Genomic DNA, 18,102 nt, shown 5'->3' with positions numbered 1-18,102 from the left:
GCTTGCGCGCACATTCGGGCATAGTGGCGCCGCCACCTCGCCACCCGCATGCGCACCCTCGACCCCGACACTGCCTGGAACGGCATCGCAGCGCTCTATGCCGATGCCGCGCTGGCGCAATCGCTGCTGCGCCGCCAGGACGAGGAGCAGCTCGACGTGGTGCTGCACCTGTTCGCGCAGTGGGCGGCCACGCAGGGCCATGCACTCGACGCCGACGCACTGGCGCAGGCCGATGCGCTCGTGGCCCCGTGGCGCGCCGAGGTCATCGCCCCGCTGCGCGCGCTGCGCCGCTCGATGAAGACGATGCCCGCCGACCTGGACTCGCGCGAAGCGGTGCGCGACAAGGTGAAGGCGGCCGAGCTGGCAGCGGAGCGCGCACAGGTGCAAATGCTGTGCGAGTGGCTGCAGGCGCGATGACATCGGGCTCGTCATGGCAGCGCTTGGGCTCCTGGGAACGTTGGAAGCCGACCCGGCGAAAAACCGCTTCGCCACGGGCATGGCCCCATGCTGTCAGAACTGCCCTATCTGAAAAACACTCGCATCGCTATATATTCATCGTCTTTCACTATGAATATCAGCCTGCGTCAGTTGCGTGTGTTTGTCGCGGTCGCCGAGGCGCTGAGCTTCACGCGTGCGGGCGACGCCCTCGGGCTGCCGCAGTCCAGCGTCAGCACGCAGTTGCGGGAGTTGGAGGATGTGCTGGGGCTGCGCCTGTTCGACCGACACACCCGGATGCTGCGGCTGACGGAAGCTGGCGGCGAGATTCTGCCGCTCGCGCGCAAGACCTTGGCCGACCTCGATGCCGTCGTCGGCAGCTCGGCGGAGCTCAAGACGCTGGGGCGCGGGCGGGTGTCGATCGCCGCGTCCTCGCTCCAGGCCGCCATGGTGCTGCCGCGCGTGATGGGCGCGTTTGCCGAGCGCCATCCCGGCATCAAGGTCGAACTGTTCGATGTGTCGCAGGACGAGGTGCTGAGCATGGTGCACAGCGGTGCGGTCGATTTCGGGCTCGGCACCGCCTTCGGCAGCCACCAGGAACTCGGCATGCGATCACTGTGGCACGAGAACTTCTTCGCGGTGCTGCCGAAGGGCCACTCGCTGGCGACCAAGCGCGACCTGGCCTGGCGCGACCTGCTCGCCGAGCCGCTGATCGGCCCGCGCAAGGGCAACCCGGTGCGCACGCTGCTGGACTTCGCGCTGGCCAGCGAGGGCCTCGTGCTGACCCTGCGGCACGAGGTTTCGCTGCCGCTCACGATCGCCGGCATGGTCGAAGGTGGCCTGGGCATCGGCATCCTCACGAGCTCGATGCAGCCGCTGGCGGAGGCGCTGCACCTGCAACTGCGGCCGATCCACCGTCCGACCATCCAGCGCGAGGTGGTGCTGGTGCTGCATACCGGACGCTCGCTGTCGCCGGCAGCCAAGCAGTTCAGCGACGCGTTGATCGCCTGGTCGCGCAAGCTCGGCTGAAGCCGCCCGGTCGCGCCACTTGACCGAGCTGGTCGTTCCGGGGTCGGGCCACTGGCTGATGCAAGAGACGACCGACACGACATTGAAGGCGGTGCAGGATTTCCTGGCGTCCCCCTGGAACATCGGCTCGCCCGTGGGCAGATGCTTCTGGCCAGTCCTCAAGCCAGGCCGAGCGTCTTTCTCAGGCTTGCATCGACAGGTCCCGCAGGCATGAAGCGGCGCAACTTGCTCAAGAGGGATGCCTGCCCTGCCGGCGTGCGGCGCATGCGCCAAGTGCCAAGCGCCGCTTCGACGATCGTGTTTGCCACGCCATCGGGTTCAGGGGCATCGCTCACGCTGCGAGCGACAGAGCGCGATGCGATGTCGCGTTCGCGCTCGTAGTCCGCGATTCCTGACTTTGCCTGAGGCGAATTGGCTTCCAGATTGGTCCTGGTGAAAGTCGGCTCGACCAGCGAGACGCGGATGCCGAACTGCCGCACCTCGTGATCCAGGGTTTCGGAAAGACCCTCCACCGCATGCTTCGACGCCGAGTAGAGCCCCATGTACGGCGCCGGGAGAAAGCCCAGCACGGAGCTGACGTTGACAATCCTTCCCCGACGTTGCGCTCGCATGTGCGGAAGTACTGCCCGTGCTGTGCGCAACATGCCGAACACGTTGATGTCGAACAGCGATGCGGCCTCGCCGGGGGTTGTTTCCTCGACCGCGCCGATCATGTTCATTCCCGCGTTGTTGACCAGTACGTCGATATGGCCGGTCTGCTCGATGACAAGTGTGATTCCACGCTGGACGGAAGCCTCGTCACGAACATCCATCTCGACAAGTTCCACGCCGGCCAACGGGACCGTTTTGCCGATGCTGCGCACGGTGCCGAAAACACGGCAATCCCGCTTGGCAAACTTCTCGGCGGCGGCACGTCCAATGCCTGACGACACACCAGTAATGACTACAACTGTCGAATTCAACATGGGAATTTCCTTTCAGCACACATGGAAGAAGATGAAAAGCGGATCAACGGCGCGACCACTCATGCCGGCTTCTCCACCAAGGACCTGCTGGCGTCTTCCGGCCTGATCCTGAACCAGATGGCGTACATGGCCGGCAAGAACACCAGGGTCAAGACCGTTCCCGCAAAGGTCCCGCCGATCAGCGTGTAAGCGAGCGCCCCCCAGAAGACCGAGTGGGTGAGCGGAATGAAGGCCAGGATCGCGGCCAGGGCAGTCAGGATCACCGGTCGAGCACGCTGCACGGTTGCCTCGACGACCGCGCGGAACGGGTCCAGACCCGCCTGTTCGTTGTGGTGGATCTGCCCAATCAATATCAGCGTGTTGCGCATCAGGATTCCCGACAACGCAATCAGGCCGACCAGCGCGTTGATGCCGAATGGCTGCTGGAACAGAATCAGGGTTGGCACTACACCGATCAGTCCCAGCGGGCTGGTCAGGAAGACCATGACCATCGCGGAGATCGAGCGCACCTGCAGGATGATGATGAGGAGTGTGATTGCCAGCATGATGGGGAAGAGCGGCAACATCGCGACCGTTGCCTTGCCTGACTCCTCGATGGAACCAGCCTCCTCGATGCGGTAGCCGCTCGGCAGTTTCTCCATGACGGTCTGGAGCTGCCGGGTGATGGCCTCCGACACGTCAGGCGGCTGCAAGCCATCTGCGATGTCGCCCCGAACGGTGATGGTCGGCATTCGGTCGCGCCGACGCATGATCGGTTCCTCCATGCGCACCTCGGCGTTTCCCACCTGTGACAGCGGAATACGCTCCCCGTTTGCCCCGGCCAGCGTGAAGTCTCCGATCCTGCCCGGGTCGAGCCTGATGTCGCCGGCCGAGCGTGCGACGACCTGTACCGTTCGAATATCCTCGCGCACTGCAGTGACAGGTACGCCGCTGAGCAGGAACTGGAGTTGTTGCGCCACCGAACTGGAGCTCAGCCCCACGGCCTGCAGTCGGTCCTGCTGCAAGGTGAAGTGCAGCGTGGGCGTGCGCGTGCCCCAGTCGGTGTTGACCGCGCGCATCATCGGGCTGGCGTCCATGACCTGCTGCACGTCAGCAGCAATCTTGCGCAGCCGGTGCGGATCAGGGCCACTGACCCGGTAGGCCACCGGGAACGGCGAATACGGGCCGAATATGAGCTGGGTGACGCGCAAGCGGGCCTCAGGAGCGAGACCGTCGGCGATGGCCTGTCGCAATCGGTGTTTCAATGCCTCGCGCTCGTCCTGGCTGTCCGTGCGCACCACGATCTTGGCGAATGCCGGATCGGGCAGCTCCGGCTCCATGGAGAAATAGAAACGTGGCGCACCCTGGCCGACGTAGGCCGTGACGATCCTGGCTTCCTCCTGTTTGCCCAGCCAGTCTTCCACCTTCGCCGCGGCGGCGCTGGTCTGGGCGATCGACGTGCCATGGGGCATCTGCACCTCGATCAGCACTTCGGGGCGGTCGGAGATCGGGAAGAACTGTTTCTTGACCACCGCCATGCCGAGTACGGCCAAGACGAAGAGGCCCATGACCGAAGCCGCGACCCACCACTTGCGGTTGATGACGCGCTCCAGCAGCTGACGGAAGCGGTTGTAGCGAGGCGTGTCGTAGAGCGTGTCGTGGCCGCCTTCGAGCTTCTTGAAGTCGGGCAGCAGCTTGACGCCCAGGTAGGGTGTGAAGATCACTGCGACCACCCATGAAGCGATCAACGCGATGCCGACGATCCAGAACATGTTGCTGGTGTACTCACCCGCAGTGGATCGGGCGAAGCCGTTGGGCATGAAGCCAACAGCGGTCACCAGCGTGCCCGAGAGCATCGGCGCTGCCGTATGGCTCCAGGCGTAGGCGGAGGCGGCAGCGCGGCTGTAGCCCTCTTCCATCTTCACCACCATCATCTCGATGGCGATGATGGCGTCGTCGACCAGCAATCCGAGCGCGAGGATCAGGGATCCCAAGGTGATGCGATCGAAATTCTTGCCGGTCGCGAGCATCACCACGAAGACCATTGCGAGTGTCAGCGGCACGGCCGCGGCGACCACGAGGCCCACGCGCCAGCCCATGCTCACGAAGCTCACCAGCATGACCACCAGCAGTGCGGCGAAGAACTTGACCATGAACTCATCGACCGCAGCGCTGATGTTGACGGATTGGTCCGTCACCTTCGTCAGGCTCATGCCCAGCGGCAGCCCGGCGTTGATGGCACCGACCTCGCTGTCCAGGGCCTTGCCCAGGTCGAGTCCGTTCCAGCCCTCGCGCATGACAATGCCCAGCAGCAGGGCCGGCTCGCCGCCGTTGCGGACCAGGAAAGTCGCCGGGTCTTCATAGCCGCGCTTGACCGTGGCGATGTCCGACAGCTTCAGCGTGCGCCCCTGCGCCACCACGGGCGTGTCGCGGATCTTCTGCAGCTCGTCGAAGGCGCCGTCGAGGCGAACAAGCACTTGCGGCCCCTTGGTTTCCACGGAGCCGGCCGGCGTCAGGACATTCTGGCTGTTGAGTCCGGCGAACACCTCCTGCGGAGCGACACCCAGTGTCGCCAAGCGCTCGTGCGAGAACTCGACATAGATGCGCTCCGACTGCTCGCCGACGATGTTGACCTTCTTCACGCCCGGCACGTGCAACAGCCGCTGGCGCAGCGTCTCCGCGTCGCGTACCAGCAAGCGCTGTGGTTCACCCTGGGCCTTGAGCGCGAACAAGGCGAAGCTCACGTCGGAGTACTCGTCGTTGAGAAACGGCCCGATGACGCCGGTCGGCAGGTTGCGCGCCTCGTCTCCGAGTTTCTTGCGAGCCTGGTAGAACTCTTCCTGCACGTCCGACGGGGGAGTGCTGTCCAGCAAGGTCAGCGTGGTGAATGCGAGGCCAGGGCGGGTGTAGGTCTCGGTGCGGTCGTACCACCGCAGTTCCTGCATGCGCTTTTCGAGCTTCTCGGCGACCTGATCCTGCATTTCCTGCGCGGTGGCGCCGGGCCAGGCAGTGACGATCGTCATTACCTTGATCGTGAAGGCCGGGTCTTCGGCACGGCCCAGTCTCCAGAATGAAACGAGTCCCGCCAACGAGATCAGGCAGATCAGGAACAAGATGATGGAGCGCTCGCGCACGGCGAGCGCAGACAGGTTGAAACCGCCTTCGCTCACGGACGTGTTGCCCCGGTCGCAGCGGCGGCGGCTGGGTCGGCCACTCGCACCACCTCGCCCTCGCGCAGAAGGTGTGCGCCCAGCGCGACGATCCGGTCGCCCTGCTTGAGCTGACCGGCGATGCGTGCGCCATCATCGTCCACGCGCTGGACAAGGACCGGCCGCCAGTTGACTTTCGCTGGCTCACCGCCGATGACCCACACGCCCGGTCCCTTGCCAGCGTCGAAGAGGGCTCCGATCGGCACTTGCAGGCCACCTTCCAAGGAAGCAAGTCCATCGGCAATCTGGATGGTGACCGTGGTGCCCAACGGCGCGTTGGCCAGCTCTCCTTCGAGCACATAACGGGCCTCGAAAGTGCGGGTCAGCCGGTCCGCGACATCCGAGAGCTGTCGAAGTCTGGCCGCAGTGCCAACGCCCTCCTTGCCGAAGAGCGTGGCGTGCCCGATCGAACCGACCACGGGGCGCAGGGTTTCCGGCAGCTGGATCACGGCCTCGCGTCGCCCGGCGTGGGCCAGGCGCACCACGGCTTGTCCCGCGTTCACGACTTGGCCGGGTTCGGCCAAGGTTTCCATGACGACGCCATCGGCATCGGCCACCAGCTCCGCATAGCGGTTCGCATTGCGGGCGACTTCGGCCTGGGCTTCAGCCGCACGGAGCTGGGCCTTGGCGGCATCCGCGGAAGCCTTGCTCTGGTCGTAGGCAGAAGCCGATATGGCACCGGTGCCGCGCAGGTCGCGGTGGCGCGCTTCGTCCTCTGCCGTCTGCTGCGCCCGCGCTCGCGCTGCTGCCACCGTTTCTTGCTGTGCATGCGCGGCAAGTTTCAGATCGACGGCGTCCATGCGCATGAGCGGCTGGCCGCGTTTGACGTTCTGCCCGCCATCCACGAGCCGCTCGAGCACCTTGCCGGCGACGCGAAACCCCAAGTCGCTCTGGACCCGGGCGGCTACTGTCCCCGTGAACGAACGTGAGGCCGGGTGCGCTCCCTGGATGGCGACGGCCCGCACCAGCTGCGCCTGGGTGCGCGGATCCGGTCTTGCCTTTTCGCCGCATGCGGCCAGCGCAAAGGGCAATGCACAGAGGACCGTAGAGCTAACGAGGCGGCGCCGAAGCATGAGAGTCCCATCGAATGGATGATCAGGACCTTCATTTTGGTTCTTGTGACCAAACTAGTCAATAGTCACTACAGTTTCGATCACGGCGAGAGGCTGCGCAGCACCAGGTTGGACAGGCGCGCCGGCGCCTCCTCGATATGGTCAGCGCTGTTCTTCAGCAACACAGGGTGGACGTAGGGGCGCAGGACCAGGTAGATCGCCATCGCCGTTTCGTCCAGCGGCGTCTTGCGCTCGAAGTCCCCCGTCTGCCGACCGGCCTGCAAGACATCCCGAAGCAACGTCTGGATGCGTTCCTCGTAGGCAAGCACCGACTGCCAACGCTCCATGGCGGCCGATGCCGCAATCTCGTAAAGCTTGGGGTCTTGCAAAAACAAGCGCAGGCTCGCCTCTGTAGTGGCCTTGAAGAGCCGCCGCAACTTCTCTGGCGGCAGGTCGGTCTCTGCCAACGCCGCACCGACCTCGGTTTCGATCTTGCGCAGACAGTTCGCGCAGATCATCTCGCCGATGGCTTGCTTGGATTCGAAGAACTTGTAGATGTAAGCCTTGGAAAAGCCGATGGCCTTGGCAAGGTCGGAGACGGTCGTTTTCTCGTAGCCGTAGTGGCTGAAGTGCTCGGTGGCCGCGACAACGATCTGGTCTCTCACCTCATGGTCGGCCGGGCCCCGCGCCGAAACAGGGTAAGTACTTGATTTCGTCATGGGTTCCAGCTTACGCGAGCCGCGATCATCGGGCAACTTGTGACTCTTTTGTCATTTGGTCACACAGCGACCTCTCTTCATGACATCGGCTCAGAGTGGCCGGGCGCGCGGCTGAGAAGATGGGTTCGAAGGTTGGCGCTGAGCGAGCGGTAGCGCTCGTACTGGCGCAAGATGTCCGCAATGACCTCCTCCATGCGCAAGTACTGGATGTCATAGCCCTGCCGACCGTCCTCGAAGAACGTGGTCGGCTCGAACACTTGTGCCCGCCCATCCTCGCTCGCGTCCTGAACCGTGAAGACCGGAAGGTGGCGATGAGCGATGCGAACGCCGTAGATGAAATCGCGCAACTCCGGGTCCGGTATGGTGAGGCGGACCGTGGCGCCTTCGTCCAGGTCATGCTGCACATCGGCCAGGACGCCACGCCTGCGCAATTCGTCGGACACCTGATGCATTGCAGGCAGCACGGTCGCCTGCATGAATCGGAAGACATCCTCGCGCGTCGAATCATGAACGATCTGCTCCAGGCGGCGGCGCCAGTGCTGTCCGCTCCAGAAACTGGTTGCGGGCGCCAGGTCCTGCGTCGAATGTGCCTGATCGGCAAGCAGCCCCCGCCACAGGCCATAGCAGAGCATCAACAGAATCAGCGTGACGGGCAGTGCCGCAACCAATGTCAATGCCTGCAGCGCCTTCAACCCGCCCGACAGCAGCAACACCATGGCCGTCAAGCCGAGCACCATGGCCCAGAACAGGCGTTGCCAGACCGGGGACCGGGGATGACCGCGCGAGCCGATCGCATCGACAACGAAAGCACCCGAGTCCGCAGAGGTGACGAAGAAGATGGCGATCAACACGACGGCCAGCCATGACGCTGCCCTCGTTGCGGGCAGGTACTCGAAAAAGCGAAACAGCAGTGCATCGACATTGCTCGCGGTCTGGGCCAGAGCACCATTTGCAACGTGCGAATCCATCCAGATGGCGCCATTTCCGAACGCAGTCATCCAGAGCAGGTTGAATGCGGTCGGCACCAGCAAGACGCCGATGATGAACTCCCTGATCGTGCGTCCGCGCGAGATGCGCGCGATGAACATGCCGACGAATGGCGACCAGGAGATCCACCAGGCCCAATAGAGGATGGTCCACCCCGCGAACCATCCCTGCTCGCGCGGCGGCTCATAGGCGAAGGTCCGCAGCGACAGGTCGACAAGACTCGAGAGGTACCCGCCGACGTTCTCGGCCAACGCTTGCAAGAGAAAGACCGTCGGTCCCGTGATGACGACGAATCCGAGCAATAGCAGCGCAAGCGACAGGTTCAGTTCACTCAGCCTGCGCACGCCCTTGTCGAGGCCGGACACCGCCGAAACTCCCGCGAGGCCGACCACCACGACGATGATGCCCAGGCGAAAGGCGGCAGTCGAGGTGTTCCAGCCTGTCAGCAAGTGCAATCCGGCAGCGAGTTGCAGCGCGCCATAGCCTAAGGTCGTGGCGATGCCTGCGATGGTTCCCACCAGCGCGAAGGCGTCGACGCCATGCCCGATGGGTCCGTTGATCCGACCCCTGAGTATTGGATACAGGCCTGAGCGCATTGTCAGAGGCAAGTTGTAGCGAAACCCGAAATAGGCAAGCACGAGGCCCATCGTTCCGTAGACCGACCACGCATGAAACCCCCAGTGAAAGAACGTGACCTGAAGTGCCTCCTTCGCCGCCGCTGGCGTGCCTCCGAGCGCGGTGGGAGGCTTCAGGAAGTGCTGCAGCGGCTCGGCGACGCCAAAGTACATCAGGCCAATGCCCATCCCGGCCGCAAACAGCATCGCGGTCCAGGACAGGAAGGTGAAGTCGGGAACGGCATCTTCCGGGCCCAGCCTGATTTGGCCGAAGCGGCTGACAGCCAGCAGCAGCAGGAATACCAGGAAGATGGACACCGCCACGGTATAGAACCAGTCGAACTGCCGGACCACCCAGGCCTGGACGCTCGGGAAGATCCGACCCGCCTGCTCCGGGTAAAGGGCACAAAAGGCCAGCAACGCGCCGAGGCCGAGGAGTGCAGGAAGCACGACAGGCGCGGAAAACGTGGTCTTGGGGCGCTGCTCCTCTTGATTGCTGTCCTTCATGAACGCGCCCTTTCACCTTCAGATCACCTGAATCGTGTGAGTCGCTGCGTTCGGCAAATGGCGTGCCTGACAAGGCGTCAGTGCGCCGCTCCCGGAGCTGGTTGGCGAGGACTCTCGCGAGATTTGAAATTTCGCACACGACCGTGCAAACAGAACTTGTTGCCCTCGCGCAAACCGATGGGGAATTTCATCACTTCGGGAGGGACGATTCGGACCACGGCAACGCGATCAGGCATTCGGTTCACCAGTGAATGTGCAGGCCGCGTGTGACTCGGCTGGGCATCAGGCAAGCCGTAGAAATTGCAGCAATCTTTGCAGTGGGCCATGCTCGGTGTCGTGGGGAGGCCAGGCAACGCCGGGGCTGCTGACGGCGGTGTTTTCCTATCTCGCAAGGATCACGCTGGTATGGACGCCCGGCATTCCCATCGCGCTGTCGGTCTTGGCCGTTGCGCAGATGGGCATGCACCTGGTGCTCTTCCTGCATCTCCTCAGTGCGCAACGCGCACGGTCATGCCCCCGATTTCCGGAATCGACGCCTCCAGAACGTCGCCGGGCACGACCGGCCCCACCCCCGCAGGCGTGCCGGTCATGATCACGTCCCCCGGGTTCAGCGTATAGATGGCCGAGGCGTACTCGATGAGGCGCTGCACGTCGAAGATCAGGTACTTCGTGTTCGAGGCCTGCTTCACCTCCTGATTCACACGGATGCTCAAGTCCAGCACGTTCGGGTCGGCGATCTCGTCCTTCGTGACAATCCACGGGCCGAGCACGCAAAAGGTGTCGGGGGACTTGCGATAGGTCGGGAACTCCGGGCCACGCACGGTCATGTCGAGGCCGATCGTGTAGCCGAACACGTAGTCCAATGCTTCTTCCCGAGACACGCGTTTGGCCTTGCGGCCAATGACGACCGCGAGTTCGACCTCATGGTCCGTGCGGCGATCAGCGAAAGGAATCTCGATTTCCTGGCTGCACCCGATGAGCGAGCTGTTCGCCTTCAAGAACAGGCCGAATTGGTCCAGTTCGGTGAACGTCTTGCCGTGGTTGATCTGTGCGTCGGCGTTGGCCTCCGCAATGTGGTCCTTGTAATTGATCGGCGCGCCGATGATCTTGCCCGGGTTCGCCACCGGGGAGCGCAAGCTCACCTCCGACAAGGGCGTGCGCGCGCTGGTCCGGGACAGCTCCTCGACCTTGCCGCGCACATCGTCGAAATGCTGGATCACCCAGTCGGACTGCGGGTACGGCCAGGTTGGCTTCGGGACAGCCGCAAACGCTTCGGTGACGTCGACCACGTCTTCCTCAACAGCGATGCCGATCCTGCAGTCGTTGAATAGGCAGAGTTTCATGAAACAGGTTCTTCAGGTTGAAGCGGCTTGCTCAGCCGCGGAGTTCGCGCAAGAGCCCGAGCTTTTCGTGCACGGGGCGATCGGAGTAGCTGAAGACAACTGCGTCCTGCTGCGCCGCGACGGTCCACTCGCTCCAGCCCGGTACGACGGCGATGTCATTCGGGCCGATCCTCAGGGTGGTCCCGGACACCCGGATCTCGGCCTCGCCTTCGAGGCCGACGAGGACCGTGCTGTCGGTCGAGCGGTAAGGCCTCGTCGTGAAACCTTGGGGGTAGTAGCGCAGCACCGTGCCAATCGTCGGCATCGTCCAGCCTCCCGTGACCGGGTTCACATAGCGCAGGCATACACCCAGGTGCGGATCGGGCGGCGCGGAACGCGCCTGCACCTCGATGGCTTCTCGCGAGCGCGCGTAGGGGTAGCTGAATAGCGGCGAGGTGAGTCCGCGAGGGACATAGTCCAGCGGAAGCAGGCCGGAGCTAAAGCGCGCCGCGCTCTCGCCTGCTGCCTGGAATGTGGTCTGCGCCTTCTGCGTGTATTCCTCACGGAAGCCGGTTCGCAGGAACGAGACGAGTGGAACGTCCAGCCCGTCAAGCCACACCACGGGCTCGCTGCCTTCGTGCCCGTGGTCATGCCAGGTCCAATGCGGCGTGATGATGAAATCGCCGCGCTCCATCGGAGTCTTTTCACCATCGACCGCGGTGTACGCGCCCGATCCGTGGAGGACAAAGCGCAGCGCCGACTGGGTATGCCGGTGCGCCGGCGCCGTCTCGCCCGGCAGGATCAGTTGCAGCCCTCCGTAGAGCGTGTCGGTGATCTTCGACTTGCCCGGCAAGCCAGGATTCTCCAGCACCAGGACCCTGCGTTCGGCCTCCTCCGCAGAGATGAGCCCGCCTGCGCGCAGCAGTTGCGGATACACCTCGTCCCAAGCCCACTTGCATGGCTCGGCCTCGGGTACCGGCTGGGCAGGGACAAGGCCTTTCAGCACGCTCCATAGCGGAGCGAGGTTCAACGGCCGGATTTCGTCGTAGTAGCGCTCGCGCGCAGCGTGGTCGGCTTGCGACGTTCCACTGTCATTCATGTTGATTTCCTCGGTTGATGTCCCTGGTCAGGCCGCCTTCCGCCAAGCCTCGTATCCCTCGACGAAGCGCGGTGACATCGCCCTCAGACGTTCGGTGTCGATCCGCCCGGACCGGCCGATGTAGTTCATGGCAAATTCCCAGGCCGGCAACTTCAGGTGCTCCGCGAAGCTGTCGTACCAGGTCGCGCTGCGCGTGGCCGCTGCCGCGAGCTTGTCCACGATAGGTCGCCGCTGTGCCTCGAACGCAGCGAGCGCATCCTGAACGTTGCGCGGATGGTCGGCCAGCGCATGCGCGAGTGCCTGGACGTCTTCGAGCGCCAGCCGCGTTCCCGAGCCGATGGAGAAGTGGGCGGTACGAAGCGCATCACCGACCAGCACCCGATTGCCGACGGACCAGCGCTTGTTGCTGATCACCGGGAAGCGTCGCCATAGCGACTTGTTGGTCACCAGCCTGGCACCATCGAGCTCCTCGGAGAAGACGTCCTCACAATACGCACGGGACTCGTCTTCGGTCATGCGGTCGAAGCCCACGCGCTCGAAGGTACGGGCATTCACCTCTACCAGAAAGGTGCTCATCGAAGGCGTGTAGCGGTAGTGGTGCGCGTTGATGCTGCCCTGTCCGAGCTCCTTGAAGGTCTGCGTCAGGAAATCAAAAGGGCGCGTTGCAGCGAACCACGCGAACCGGTTGTTCAACAGCGTGACCTCCGTGCCGAACTCCGCCTCGTGTGACTTGCGCACCAACGAGTTGACGCCGTCGGCGCCGATCACCAGGTCGGCATCCTCCAGTTCTGCCATGTCGCGCACCAAGTGGCTGTTGATCAGCTTCGCCCCAACGGATAGCGCGCGCTGGCGCAAGATCTCGAGCAGGCGCAAGCGTGCGATGGCAGTGAACCCGACGCCATCGATCCGGATACGTTCGCCGTGCACGCGCAGCTCGATATCACTCCACTTCTCGAGGCCCGCGGTGATGAGAGCCAGTGTCTGCGAATCTTCCGCGCCGAGGAACTCCAGCGCCTTGTCAGAAAACACCACGCCGAAGCCAAAGGTCGTTTGCGAGTCGTTCTGCTCGTACACCATCACGTCGGCATCGGGCAGTTCGCACCGGATGCGGTAGGCGGCGTAGAGGCCCGCCGGACCTCCACCGAGGATCTTGACCTTCATCATTCGTTTCCCTTGCTCGTTCGGTTGTCAATCTGCCCAGCATCTCCGGCGCCTTGCTGCAGCAAGGCCCGCACGTGCTCCGGCACTTGCAGGGTGCGCAAGGCGCGTGGGTTGCCGAGCGGGTGCTCCGCCCATACACGCGTCTCTTCCGCCTCCATCAGCAACTCGTCGCCGCGCAAGAATCGATGCTGGAATGCCATCGATTTGCCGCCGACCTTTGTCACGGTGATGTGGTGGCTCACGGTGTCGTGCAGAGCGGGCGCGCTCAAGAACTTCATCGAAAGACCGAGTACGGGCAGGCCGCCCAAGGCGTTGCCGCCCGTCGGCGCGTTCGGATCGATCCCGAGGCTGAGGAACATCTCGTTCAGGCCGTCGACCATCCATCGCGCGTAGTGCGGGAAAAAAATGATCCCGCCCGGATCACATTCGCTCCAGTTCAAGCGGCGGTCATAGGTGTAGTGGCGCATGACGCTGCTTAGCCCCCCTGGGTCTCGCCTGCGAGCTTCTCGGCAATCGCCTGGCGCATCTGCTGCCGGTCGAGTTTTCCCACACGCGTGATCGGGAAGGTGCTGACCGCCTCGATGTGCTCGGGGCACTTGTACTTGGCGAGCCCGCGTGAAACGAGAAACGCCGCAAGCTCCGGCACCGACGGGAGGGCAGCACCCTCCCGCGGGATCAGGTAGGCGCACGCCTTCTCGCCATAGATCGGGTCTGGCATGGCAACAACTTTTCCGTCCGCGATCTGCGGATGCCGCGCGAGCAGCAGTTCGATGTCCTCTGTGCCGAACTTCTCGCCGCCGCGATTGATGTTGTCGCGCATGCGCCCTTCGAACTGGTAGACGGTCAGTTGGCCTTCACGGCAGGCGCGGACCATGTCTGCAGTCCGGAAAAATCCGTCGGAAGTCATGGATGCGGCCGTGATTTCAGGGGCGGCGTAGTAGCCCCGCAGGGACGACGGACCGCGGAAGCACAGCTCCCCGGATTCGCCCAAAGGAACCTCCTTCTCCGTTCCAGGCTCAAGAATGCGAACTTCGTCGTGCTCCCAGCAAGCCGTCCCGATCGAGCCGTGCCGGACGGCGGGCGGGAAATGGGGTGCGCTGGCCAGCACAAGGCCCTCGGTGATGCCGTACATGTTCGTCGCCGGGCGCGCCGTGCCGCGCTCGATCGGCTCCGCGCCAATGAGCGTCAGCGTGAGTTTCAGCGAGGAAAGGTCATGATTCGCTGCGCCGGGAAAACCGGCAATCGATGGCGCATGCGGCCCGATCGTGAACGCGTGCTGCACGCGCTCGCGTTCCATCAGCGAAAAGAAGCGCGCGACATCCCATTTCGGCATCAGCACGGTCGTGGCGCCATACAGCACGGAGCGCAACAGCGAGAACATCATCCCGGCGTTGTGCAGCATGGGAAGCGCCCAGATCCCGACATCCCCATCGCCGCACCCGAAGTGGTCGCACCACGCCTTGGTGTGCGCGAGGTATTCACCGTGGTATCGGGGAATGACCTTGGGCACGCCCGTAGAACCACCCGACAGCTGCAAAGCCGCCACATCGCAATGGTTCCACTCCTCCGGCGGCGCCCCTGACGGATGCTGCGCCATCAGCGATTCGATGCTGCACCCGGGCGAGCTCGCATGTCCGCCGCTCACCAGCAAGTGCGGGATGTGGTGCGCCTCGGCCATCTCGGCGGCGAAGCCCACCTGGTCGAAGTTGGGCGAAACGTCGGCCTGCACGAAGAATGCGCGGGGTCGAGTCACCTGGGCCAAGGCAGAGATCTCCACGGAGCGGTACTGCGGGATGGTGCATACCGGCAGCACGCCGGCCTTGAAGCAGCCGAAGAGCGCCAGCGCCGTCTTGATGTCGGTTCCCATCTGGAAGAGCGCGCGATCTCCGGGCCGAAGCCCCAAGGCGTGCAGACCTGCCGCGAGCCGCGAGCTCTTCTCGTCCACCTCGGCGAAGCTGATGCGACGGTCATCGCAGACGTAGGCAGTTCTCTGCGGAAACTCACGAGCGGCTTGCCGCAATGCGTTCCCGATGGTGATCGGCCGCCAAGCGCCTTCTCGAAGGTACCGCTCGGCCTGCGCCGCAGGCGTGTAGACGACCTCGGGCAGCGGAAGCCGGGGGCGGGTTTCGATTCCGCTCATTTGATGATTCCTGGCAGCCAGGTGGCTAGGGGTGGGAAGAAGAACATGGCGGCGAGCAGCAACACGCTCATCGCAACGTAAGGCACGACTGCGCGGAAGATGTGGGCCATGCTCACACTCGACGGCGCGACGCCCTTCATGGTCATCAGAAGCAGGCCGTGCGGGGGCAGCAGCAGGCCCATCTGCATGCACATGAGAAACATGATTCCGAACCAGATCGGATCGACCCCGAGCTTCTGGACGATCGGCATGAAGATGGGGATCGTGATGAGCATCATGCTCACCTGGTCGACGAAGATGCCCAGGAAGATCAGGATCAGCATCATCCCCGCGATGATCGCCATCGGTCCCAGTCCGGTGCCGGTGATCGCCTCGACGATGCCATTGGACGCACCGGAGAAGGTGAGGATCTGCGCGAAGGTGGTCGCGCCCATGATGATCAGCAGGATCATTCCCGAGATTCCGATCGTCCCACGCAGCGACTTCATCAGCGCTTCCATGGACAGCGCTCGGTAAGCCAGGGCGATGACCAGGGTCGCGACCACCCCCAGCGCTGCGCTCTCGGTCGGCGTGGACCAGCCCGCCACCATGGCACCGACGACCACTCCGAAAATCGAGAGCAGCGGCAGCACGTACTGGAAGAACGGCTCGAATCGTTCCCACCCGTGGAAGTGCTTGAATTCGGTGGCCGGTGCCAGGGATGGATTCATCGCGGAGCGCAGCACGATCCAGGCGACGAAGCCGATCGAAAGCAGGACGCCGGGGACGATCCCGCCAATCAGAAGCCCCGAGATCGAGATGTTCGCGAGGCTTCCCAGAAGCACCGAAAGCGCGCTCGGCGGGATCAGCATGTCGACCGCGCCAATTGCCATGATGGGGCCGGTGGCCATGGTCGGGTGATACCCCCGCTGCAACATGACGGGCACCATCAGGGAGCCCAACATCGCCGTGGTGGCAATCGTCGACCCGGAGATTGCGGAGAACACGGTTCCGGCAACCACCGCCACGACCGCCAGCCGGCCCGGCACGCCCGTGATCAGCCGCTCGACGCCCTCGATCACCTTCACCGCCAAGCCGGTGTGGAAGAGGATCTCGCCCATGAGAATGAACAGCGGAATCGGCGTCAACGAGAAGCTGGTCACTGCAACGACGCTGTTGCGCACCAGCTGCCCCAGTCCAGCCTCACCGCCCAGATAGATCCAGGCGCCGAGCAGGTTGGTGACCAGGAAGGCGAACGCCACCGGCAGGCCGACGAAGAGAAGCAACGTGGACCCGCCGAGGAGCAGCCACGCAGGAAGGATCCAGGCACTCATGCTGCTGACACCGCGTCGGAACGCGGCTCCTTGGGACCCTGCGCCAGTCGCCGCATGCGAAATGCAAACTCGATGGCAAGCAGCGCAAACACGACTGGAAGCGGCGCCATCACCCACCATTCCGGAATGACGATGCTCTTGATCTGGATCGCGCCGCTTGCATAGCTCTTGAACGCCATGACAACGCCCATCCATGCCAGCACGAAGCAGCCCCCGAGGGCCATGACGTCCGACAGCCACTCACAGCCATAGGCAAGCCTGGGCGGAATGGCACGCAGCACGATGTCGACGCGAATGTGCTGGCCTGCGCGTAGCAGCCAAGGGGCACCCAGCAGAGTGCAGAAGTACAAGGCGTACTCGGAGATGTCGTTGGAAGCGGGAAAGCCGCGAGGCAGGCCCGGTATCTCGATGTTCCGCAGGAGCACGTCGAGGGTGATGGAGCTCACCATGACCAGCAGCAGCAGGCAGGCCGCCAACATCATGAGCTCGTACAGGCGCCCGCAGGCCGCCGCCAGGGTATCCAGGGTGTGGCCTGCGGCCGGCGCGGCCAAGGCTTCTTGGTGGGCCATGCTGCTCACGGCTTCCTGGACAGCAATGCGCGCAGCTTCGGTCCATGCACCGGGCTGGTCTTGATGAGGTCGGCCCAGCCCGCTTCGTACACGGCGTCGAGGTACTTCGCGGTGTCCGTCGCGCTGAAGGTCAGCGGCTGGATGCCCGAAGCATTCTGCTTCTTCTTCTCGTCCTCTCCCTCCTTGCGCCAGTAGGCAGTGTTGGCCTCCACCTCCATGGCCATCTTCTGGATGAACTCACGCTGCTGCGGTGTCATGGCCCTCCACTTGTCGAGGTTCATGATCAACGACACGTCAGCGTCATAGAACCCGGGGTCGACGCGGAATTTCGTGTGGCTCGCGAGGTTCAGATCGAAGATGCCGCCGACCGACCACCCGTACCCGTCGATCACGCTGCGTTCCAACGCGGTGTAGATCTCGCCCGGCGGGATATTGATCACGTTGCCGTTCAGCGTCTGCACCGCCGGCCGAATGGCGGGGGATACGCGAATCTTCTTGCCGGTGAGGTCCAGCTTGTCGATCTTCTTCGACAGGAAGATGTGGAACGGGTAGCCCTCGACCATCCGCGCGAGGTACTGCATGTTCCCCTTCTCGTTCCAGACCGCGTTGATGTAGTCGACAGCGCCGTTCTTGCGCTGCTCGGAAACCGGGATCTGCGCCATCTTGAGCATGTCCGCCTCGGGGAACACATTCGTGTAGAACGCGCCAGGGCTCAAGGCCATGTCGACGACGCCGCTTTTCACCGCATTGCCGATCTCGAAGGTCGGGACCGCCCGCGGGCCGCCGATGAAGTTGATCTTGACAAGCCCCTTGCCCTGCGCGTTCACCCGCTCGCTCCACTTCACGAGTTCCTGCGACCAGGCGGTGTTCTCAGGGAATGCCGTGACCAGCCGTATCTGCATTTCCTGTGCAGCCGCCGGGAAGGCCAGGAGCCCCAGGGCGACCGTGGCCGCCAGGCGCTTGAATGCAATGATCATGATCTGTCTCCTTTTGTGATTGATG

15 protein-coding genes are annotated in these 18,102 nt (G+C 63.7%); 2 read left to right on the top strand and 13 right to left on the bottom strand.

From position 1 onward, the window contains the following. The first annotated feature begins 48 nt into the window (after window positions 1–48). Together G3W89_RS05550 and G3W89_RS05545 are read left to right on the top strand one after the other, a co-directional pair. Window positions 49–417, top strand: coding sequence for a TIGR02444 family protein (locus G3W89_RS05550; protein WP_162573150.1), 369 nt, complete (start codon window positions 49–51; stop codon window positions 415–417). A 150-nt stretch (window positions 418–567) separates the two neighbouring features. After that, window positions 568–1,464: a LysR family transcriptional regulator gene (locus tag G3W89_RS05545; protein ID WP_162573149.1), complete on the top strand. Its 897-nt coding sequence runs from the start codon at window positions 568–570 to the stop codon at window positions 1,462–1,464. A 158-nt stretch (window positions 1,465–1,622) separates the two neighbouring features. Here G3W89_RS05545 and G3W89_RS05540 read toward each other — a convergent pair whose 3' ends face one another. The 13 genes from G3W89_RS05540 to dctP form a co-directional block, all read right to left on the bottom strand. Continuing rightward, window positions 1,623–2,429, bottom strand: coding sequence for an oxidoreductase (locus tag G3W89_RS05540; protein ID WP_162573148.1), 807 nt, complete (start codon window positions 2,427–2,429; stop codon window positions 1,623–1,625). Window positions 2,430–2,488: 59 nt separating this feature from the next. Next, entirely contained in the window at window positions 2,489–5,578 is a 3,090-nt protein-coding gene (locus G3W89_RS05535; protein ID WP_162573147.1) for an efflux RND transporter permease subunit, read from the bottom strand. Continuing rightward, the gene (locus tag G3W89_RS05530) at window positions 5,575–6,690 is read right to left on the bottom strand and encodes an efflux RND transporter periplasmic adaptor subunit (protein WP_162573146.1); all 1,116 of its coding nucleotides are present in this window, start codon (window positions 6,688–6,690) and stop codon (window positions 5,575–5,577) included. The genes G3W89_RS05535 and G3W89_RS05530 overlap by 4 nt, the downstream gene beginning before the upstream one ends. Before the next feature lie 80 nt (window positions 6,691–6,770). Continuing rightward, window positions 6,771–7,388 (bottom strand): TetR/AcrR family transcriptional regulator, encoded by a 618-nt coding sequence (locus G3W89_RS05525; RefSeq protein WP_162573145.1) that lies wholly within the window; start codon window positions 7,386–7,388, stop codon window positions 6,771–6,773. Window positions 7,389–7,465: 77 nt separating this feature from the next. Beyond that, a complete protein-coding gene (locus G3W89_RS05520) occupies window positions 7,466–9,496 on the bottom strand; it encodes a BCCT family transporter (RefSeq protein ID WP_162573144.1) in 2,031 nt (676 codons plus the stop codon). A 488-nt stretch (window positions 9,497–9,984) separates the two neighbouring features. Next, window positions 9,985–10,839 carry a fumarylacetoacetate hydrolase family protein gene (locus G3W89_RS05515; protein ID WP_162573143.1) on the bottom strand — a complete coding sequence of 285 codons (855 nt, stop codon included), beginning with the start codon at window positions 10,837–10,839 and terminating at the stop codon, window positions 9,985–9,987. A 31-nt stretch (window positions 10,840–10,870) separates the two neighbouring features. Beyond that, window positions 10,871–11,917, bottom strand: a complete 1,047-nt coding sequence (gtdA, locus tag G3W89_RS05510; protein ID WP_162573142.1) for a gentisate 1,2-dioxygenase — start codon at window positions 11,915–11,917, stop codon at window positions 10,871–10,873. A 27-nt stretch (window positions 11,918–11,944) separates the two neighbouring features. Next, window positions 11,945–13,081: an FAD-dependent monooxygenase gene (locus tag G3W89_RS05505; RefSeq protein WP_197893528.1), complete on the bottom strand. Its 1,137-nt coding sequence runs from the start codon at window positions 13,079–13,081 to the stop codon at window positions 11,945–11,947. Then, on the bottom strand, window positions 13,078–13,545 hold the full coding sequence (locus G3W89_RS05500; protein WP_162573141.1) for an acyl-CoA thioesterase: 468 nt from the start codon (window positions 13,543–13,545) through the stop codon (window positions 13,078–13,080). Before G3W89_RS05500 ends, G3W89_RS05505 begins: the two co-directional genes overlap by 4 nt. An 8-nt stretch (window positions 13,546–13,553) precedes the next feature. Then, window positions 13,554–15,218: an AMP-binding protein gene (locus G3W89_RS05495; RefSeq protein ID WP_162573140.1), complete on the bottom strand. Its 1,665-nt coding sequence runs from the start codon at window positions 15,216–15,218 to the stop codon at window positions 13,554–13,556. Continuing rightward, entirely contained in the window at window positions 15,215–16,531 is a 1,317-nt protein-coding gene (locus G3W89_RS05490) for a TRAP transporter large permease (RefSeq protein WP_162573139.1), read from the bottom strand. Before G3W89_RS05490 ends, G3W89_RS05495 begins: the two co-directional genes overlap by 4 nt. After that, on the bottom strand, window positions 16,528–17,100 hold the full coding sequence (locus tag G3W89_RS05485; RefSeq protein WP_232076357.1) for a TRAP transporter small permease: 573 nt from the start codon (window positions 17,098–17,100) through the stop codon (window positions 16,528–16,530). The genes G3W89_RS05490 and G3W89_RS05485 overlap by 4 nt, the downstream gene beginning before the upstream one ends. Before the next feature lie 5 nt (window positions 17,101–17,105). After that, complete coding sequence (gene dctP / locus G3W89_RS05480) at window positions 17,106–18,077, bottom strand: TRAP transporter substrate-binding protein DctP (protein ID WP_162573138.1); 972 nt, start codon at window positions 18,075–18,077, stop codon at window positions 17,106–17,108. Window positions 18,078–18,102: the final 25 nt, after the last annotated feature.

Origin of the sequence: Variovorax sp. PBL-H6 (assembly GCF_901827155.1) — a bacterium.
GTDB lineage: Bacteria > Pseudomonadota > Gammaproteobacteria > Burkholderiales > Burkholderiaceae_C > Variovorax.
Note: the sequence above shows the minus strand (reverse complement) of the source record. Positions and strands in the feature narration are given on the sequence as shown.

Excerpts from the sequence above, each read along its gene's own strand:
- G3W89_RS05490 (WP_162573139.1), bottom strand. The coding sequence starts at position 16,531 with ATGAGTGCCTGGATCCTTCCTGCGTGGCTGCTCCTCGGCGGGTCCACG.
- G3W89_RS05495 (WP_162573140.1), bottom strand. The coding sequence starts at position 15,218 with ATGAGCGGAATCGAAACCCGCCCCCGGCTTCCGCTGCCCGAGGTCGTC.
- dctP (WP_162573138.1), bottom strand. The coding sequence starts at position 18,077 with ATGATCATTGCATTCAAGCGCCTGGCGGCCACGGTCGCCCTGGGGCTC.
- G3W89_RS05525 (WP_162573145.1), bottom strand. The coding sequence starts at position 7,388 with ATGACGAAATCAAGTACTTACCCTGTTTCGGCGCGGGGCCCGGCCGAC.
- G3W89_RS05520 (WP_162573144.1), bottom strand. The coding sequence starts at position 9,496 with ATGAAGGACAGCAATCAAGAGGAGCAGCGCCCCAAGACCACGTTTTCC.
- G3W89_RS05545 (WP_162573149.1), top strand. The coding sequence starts at position 568 with ATGAATATCAGCCTGCGTCAGTTGCGTGTGTTTGTCGCGGTCGCCGAG.
- gtdA (WP_162573142.1), bottom strand. The coding sequence starts at position 11,917 with ATGAATGACAGTGGAACGTCGCAAGCCGACCACGCTGCGCGCGAGCGC.
- G3W89_RS05550 (WP_162573150.1), top strand. The coding sequence starts at position 49 with ATGCGCACCCTCGACCCCGACACTGCCTGGAACGGCATCGCAGCGCTC.
- G3W89_RS05530 (WP_162573146.1), bottom strand. The coding sequence starts at position 6,690 with ATGCTTCGGCGCCGCCTCGTTAGCTCTACGGTCCTCTGTGCATTGCCC.
- G3W89_RS05485 (WP_232076357.1), bottom strand. The coding sequence starts at position 17,100 with ATGGCCCACCAAGAAGCCTTGGCCGCGCCGGCCGCAGGCCACACCCTG.
- G3W89_RS05505 (WP_197893528.1), bottom strand. The coding sequence starts at position 13,081 with ATGATGAAGGTCAAGATCCTCGGTGGAGGTCCGGCGGGCCTCTACGCC.
- G3W89_RS05540 (WP_162573148.1), bottom strand. The coding sequence starts at position 2,429 with ATGTTGAATTCGACAGTTGTAGTCATTACTGGTGTGTCGTCAGGCATT.
- G3W89_RS05500 (WP_162573141.1), bottom strand. The coding sequence starts at position 13,545 with ATGCGCCACTACACCTATGACCGCCGCTTGAACTGGAGCGAATGTGAT.
- G3W89_RS05515 (WP_162573143.1), bottom strand. The coding sequence starts at position 10,839 with ATGAAACTCTGCCTATTCAACGACTGCAGGATCGGCATCGCTGTTGAG.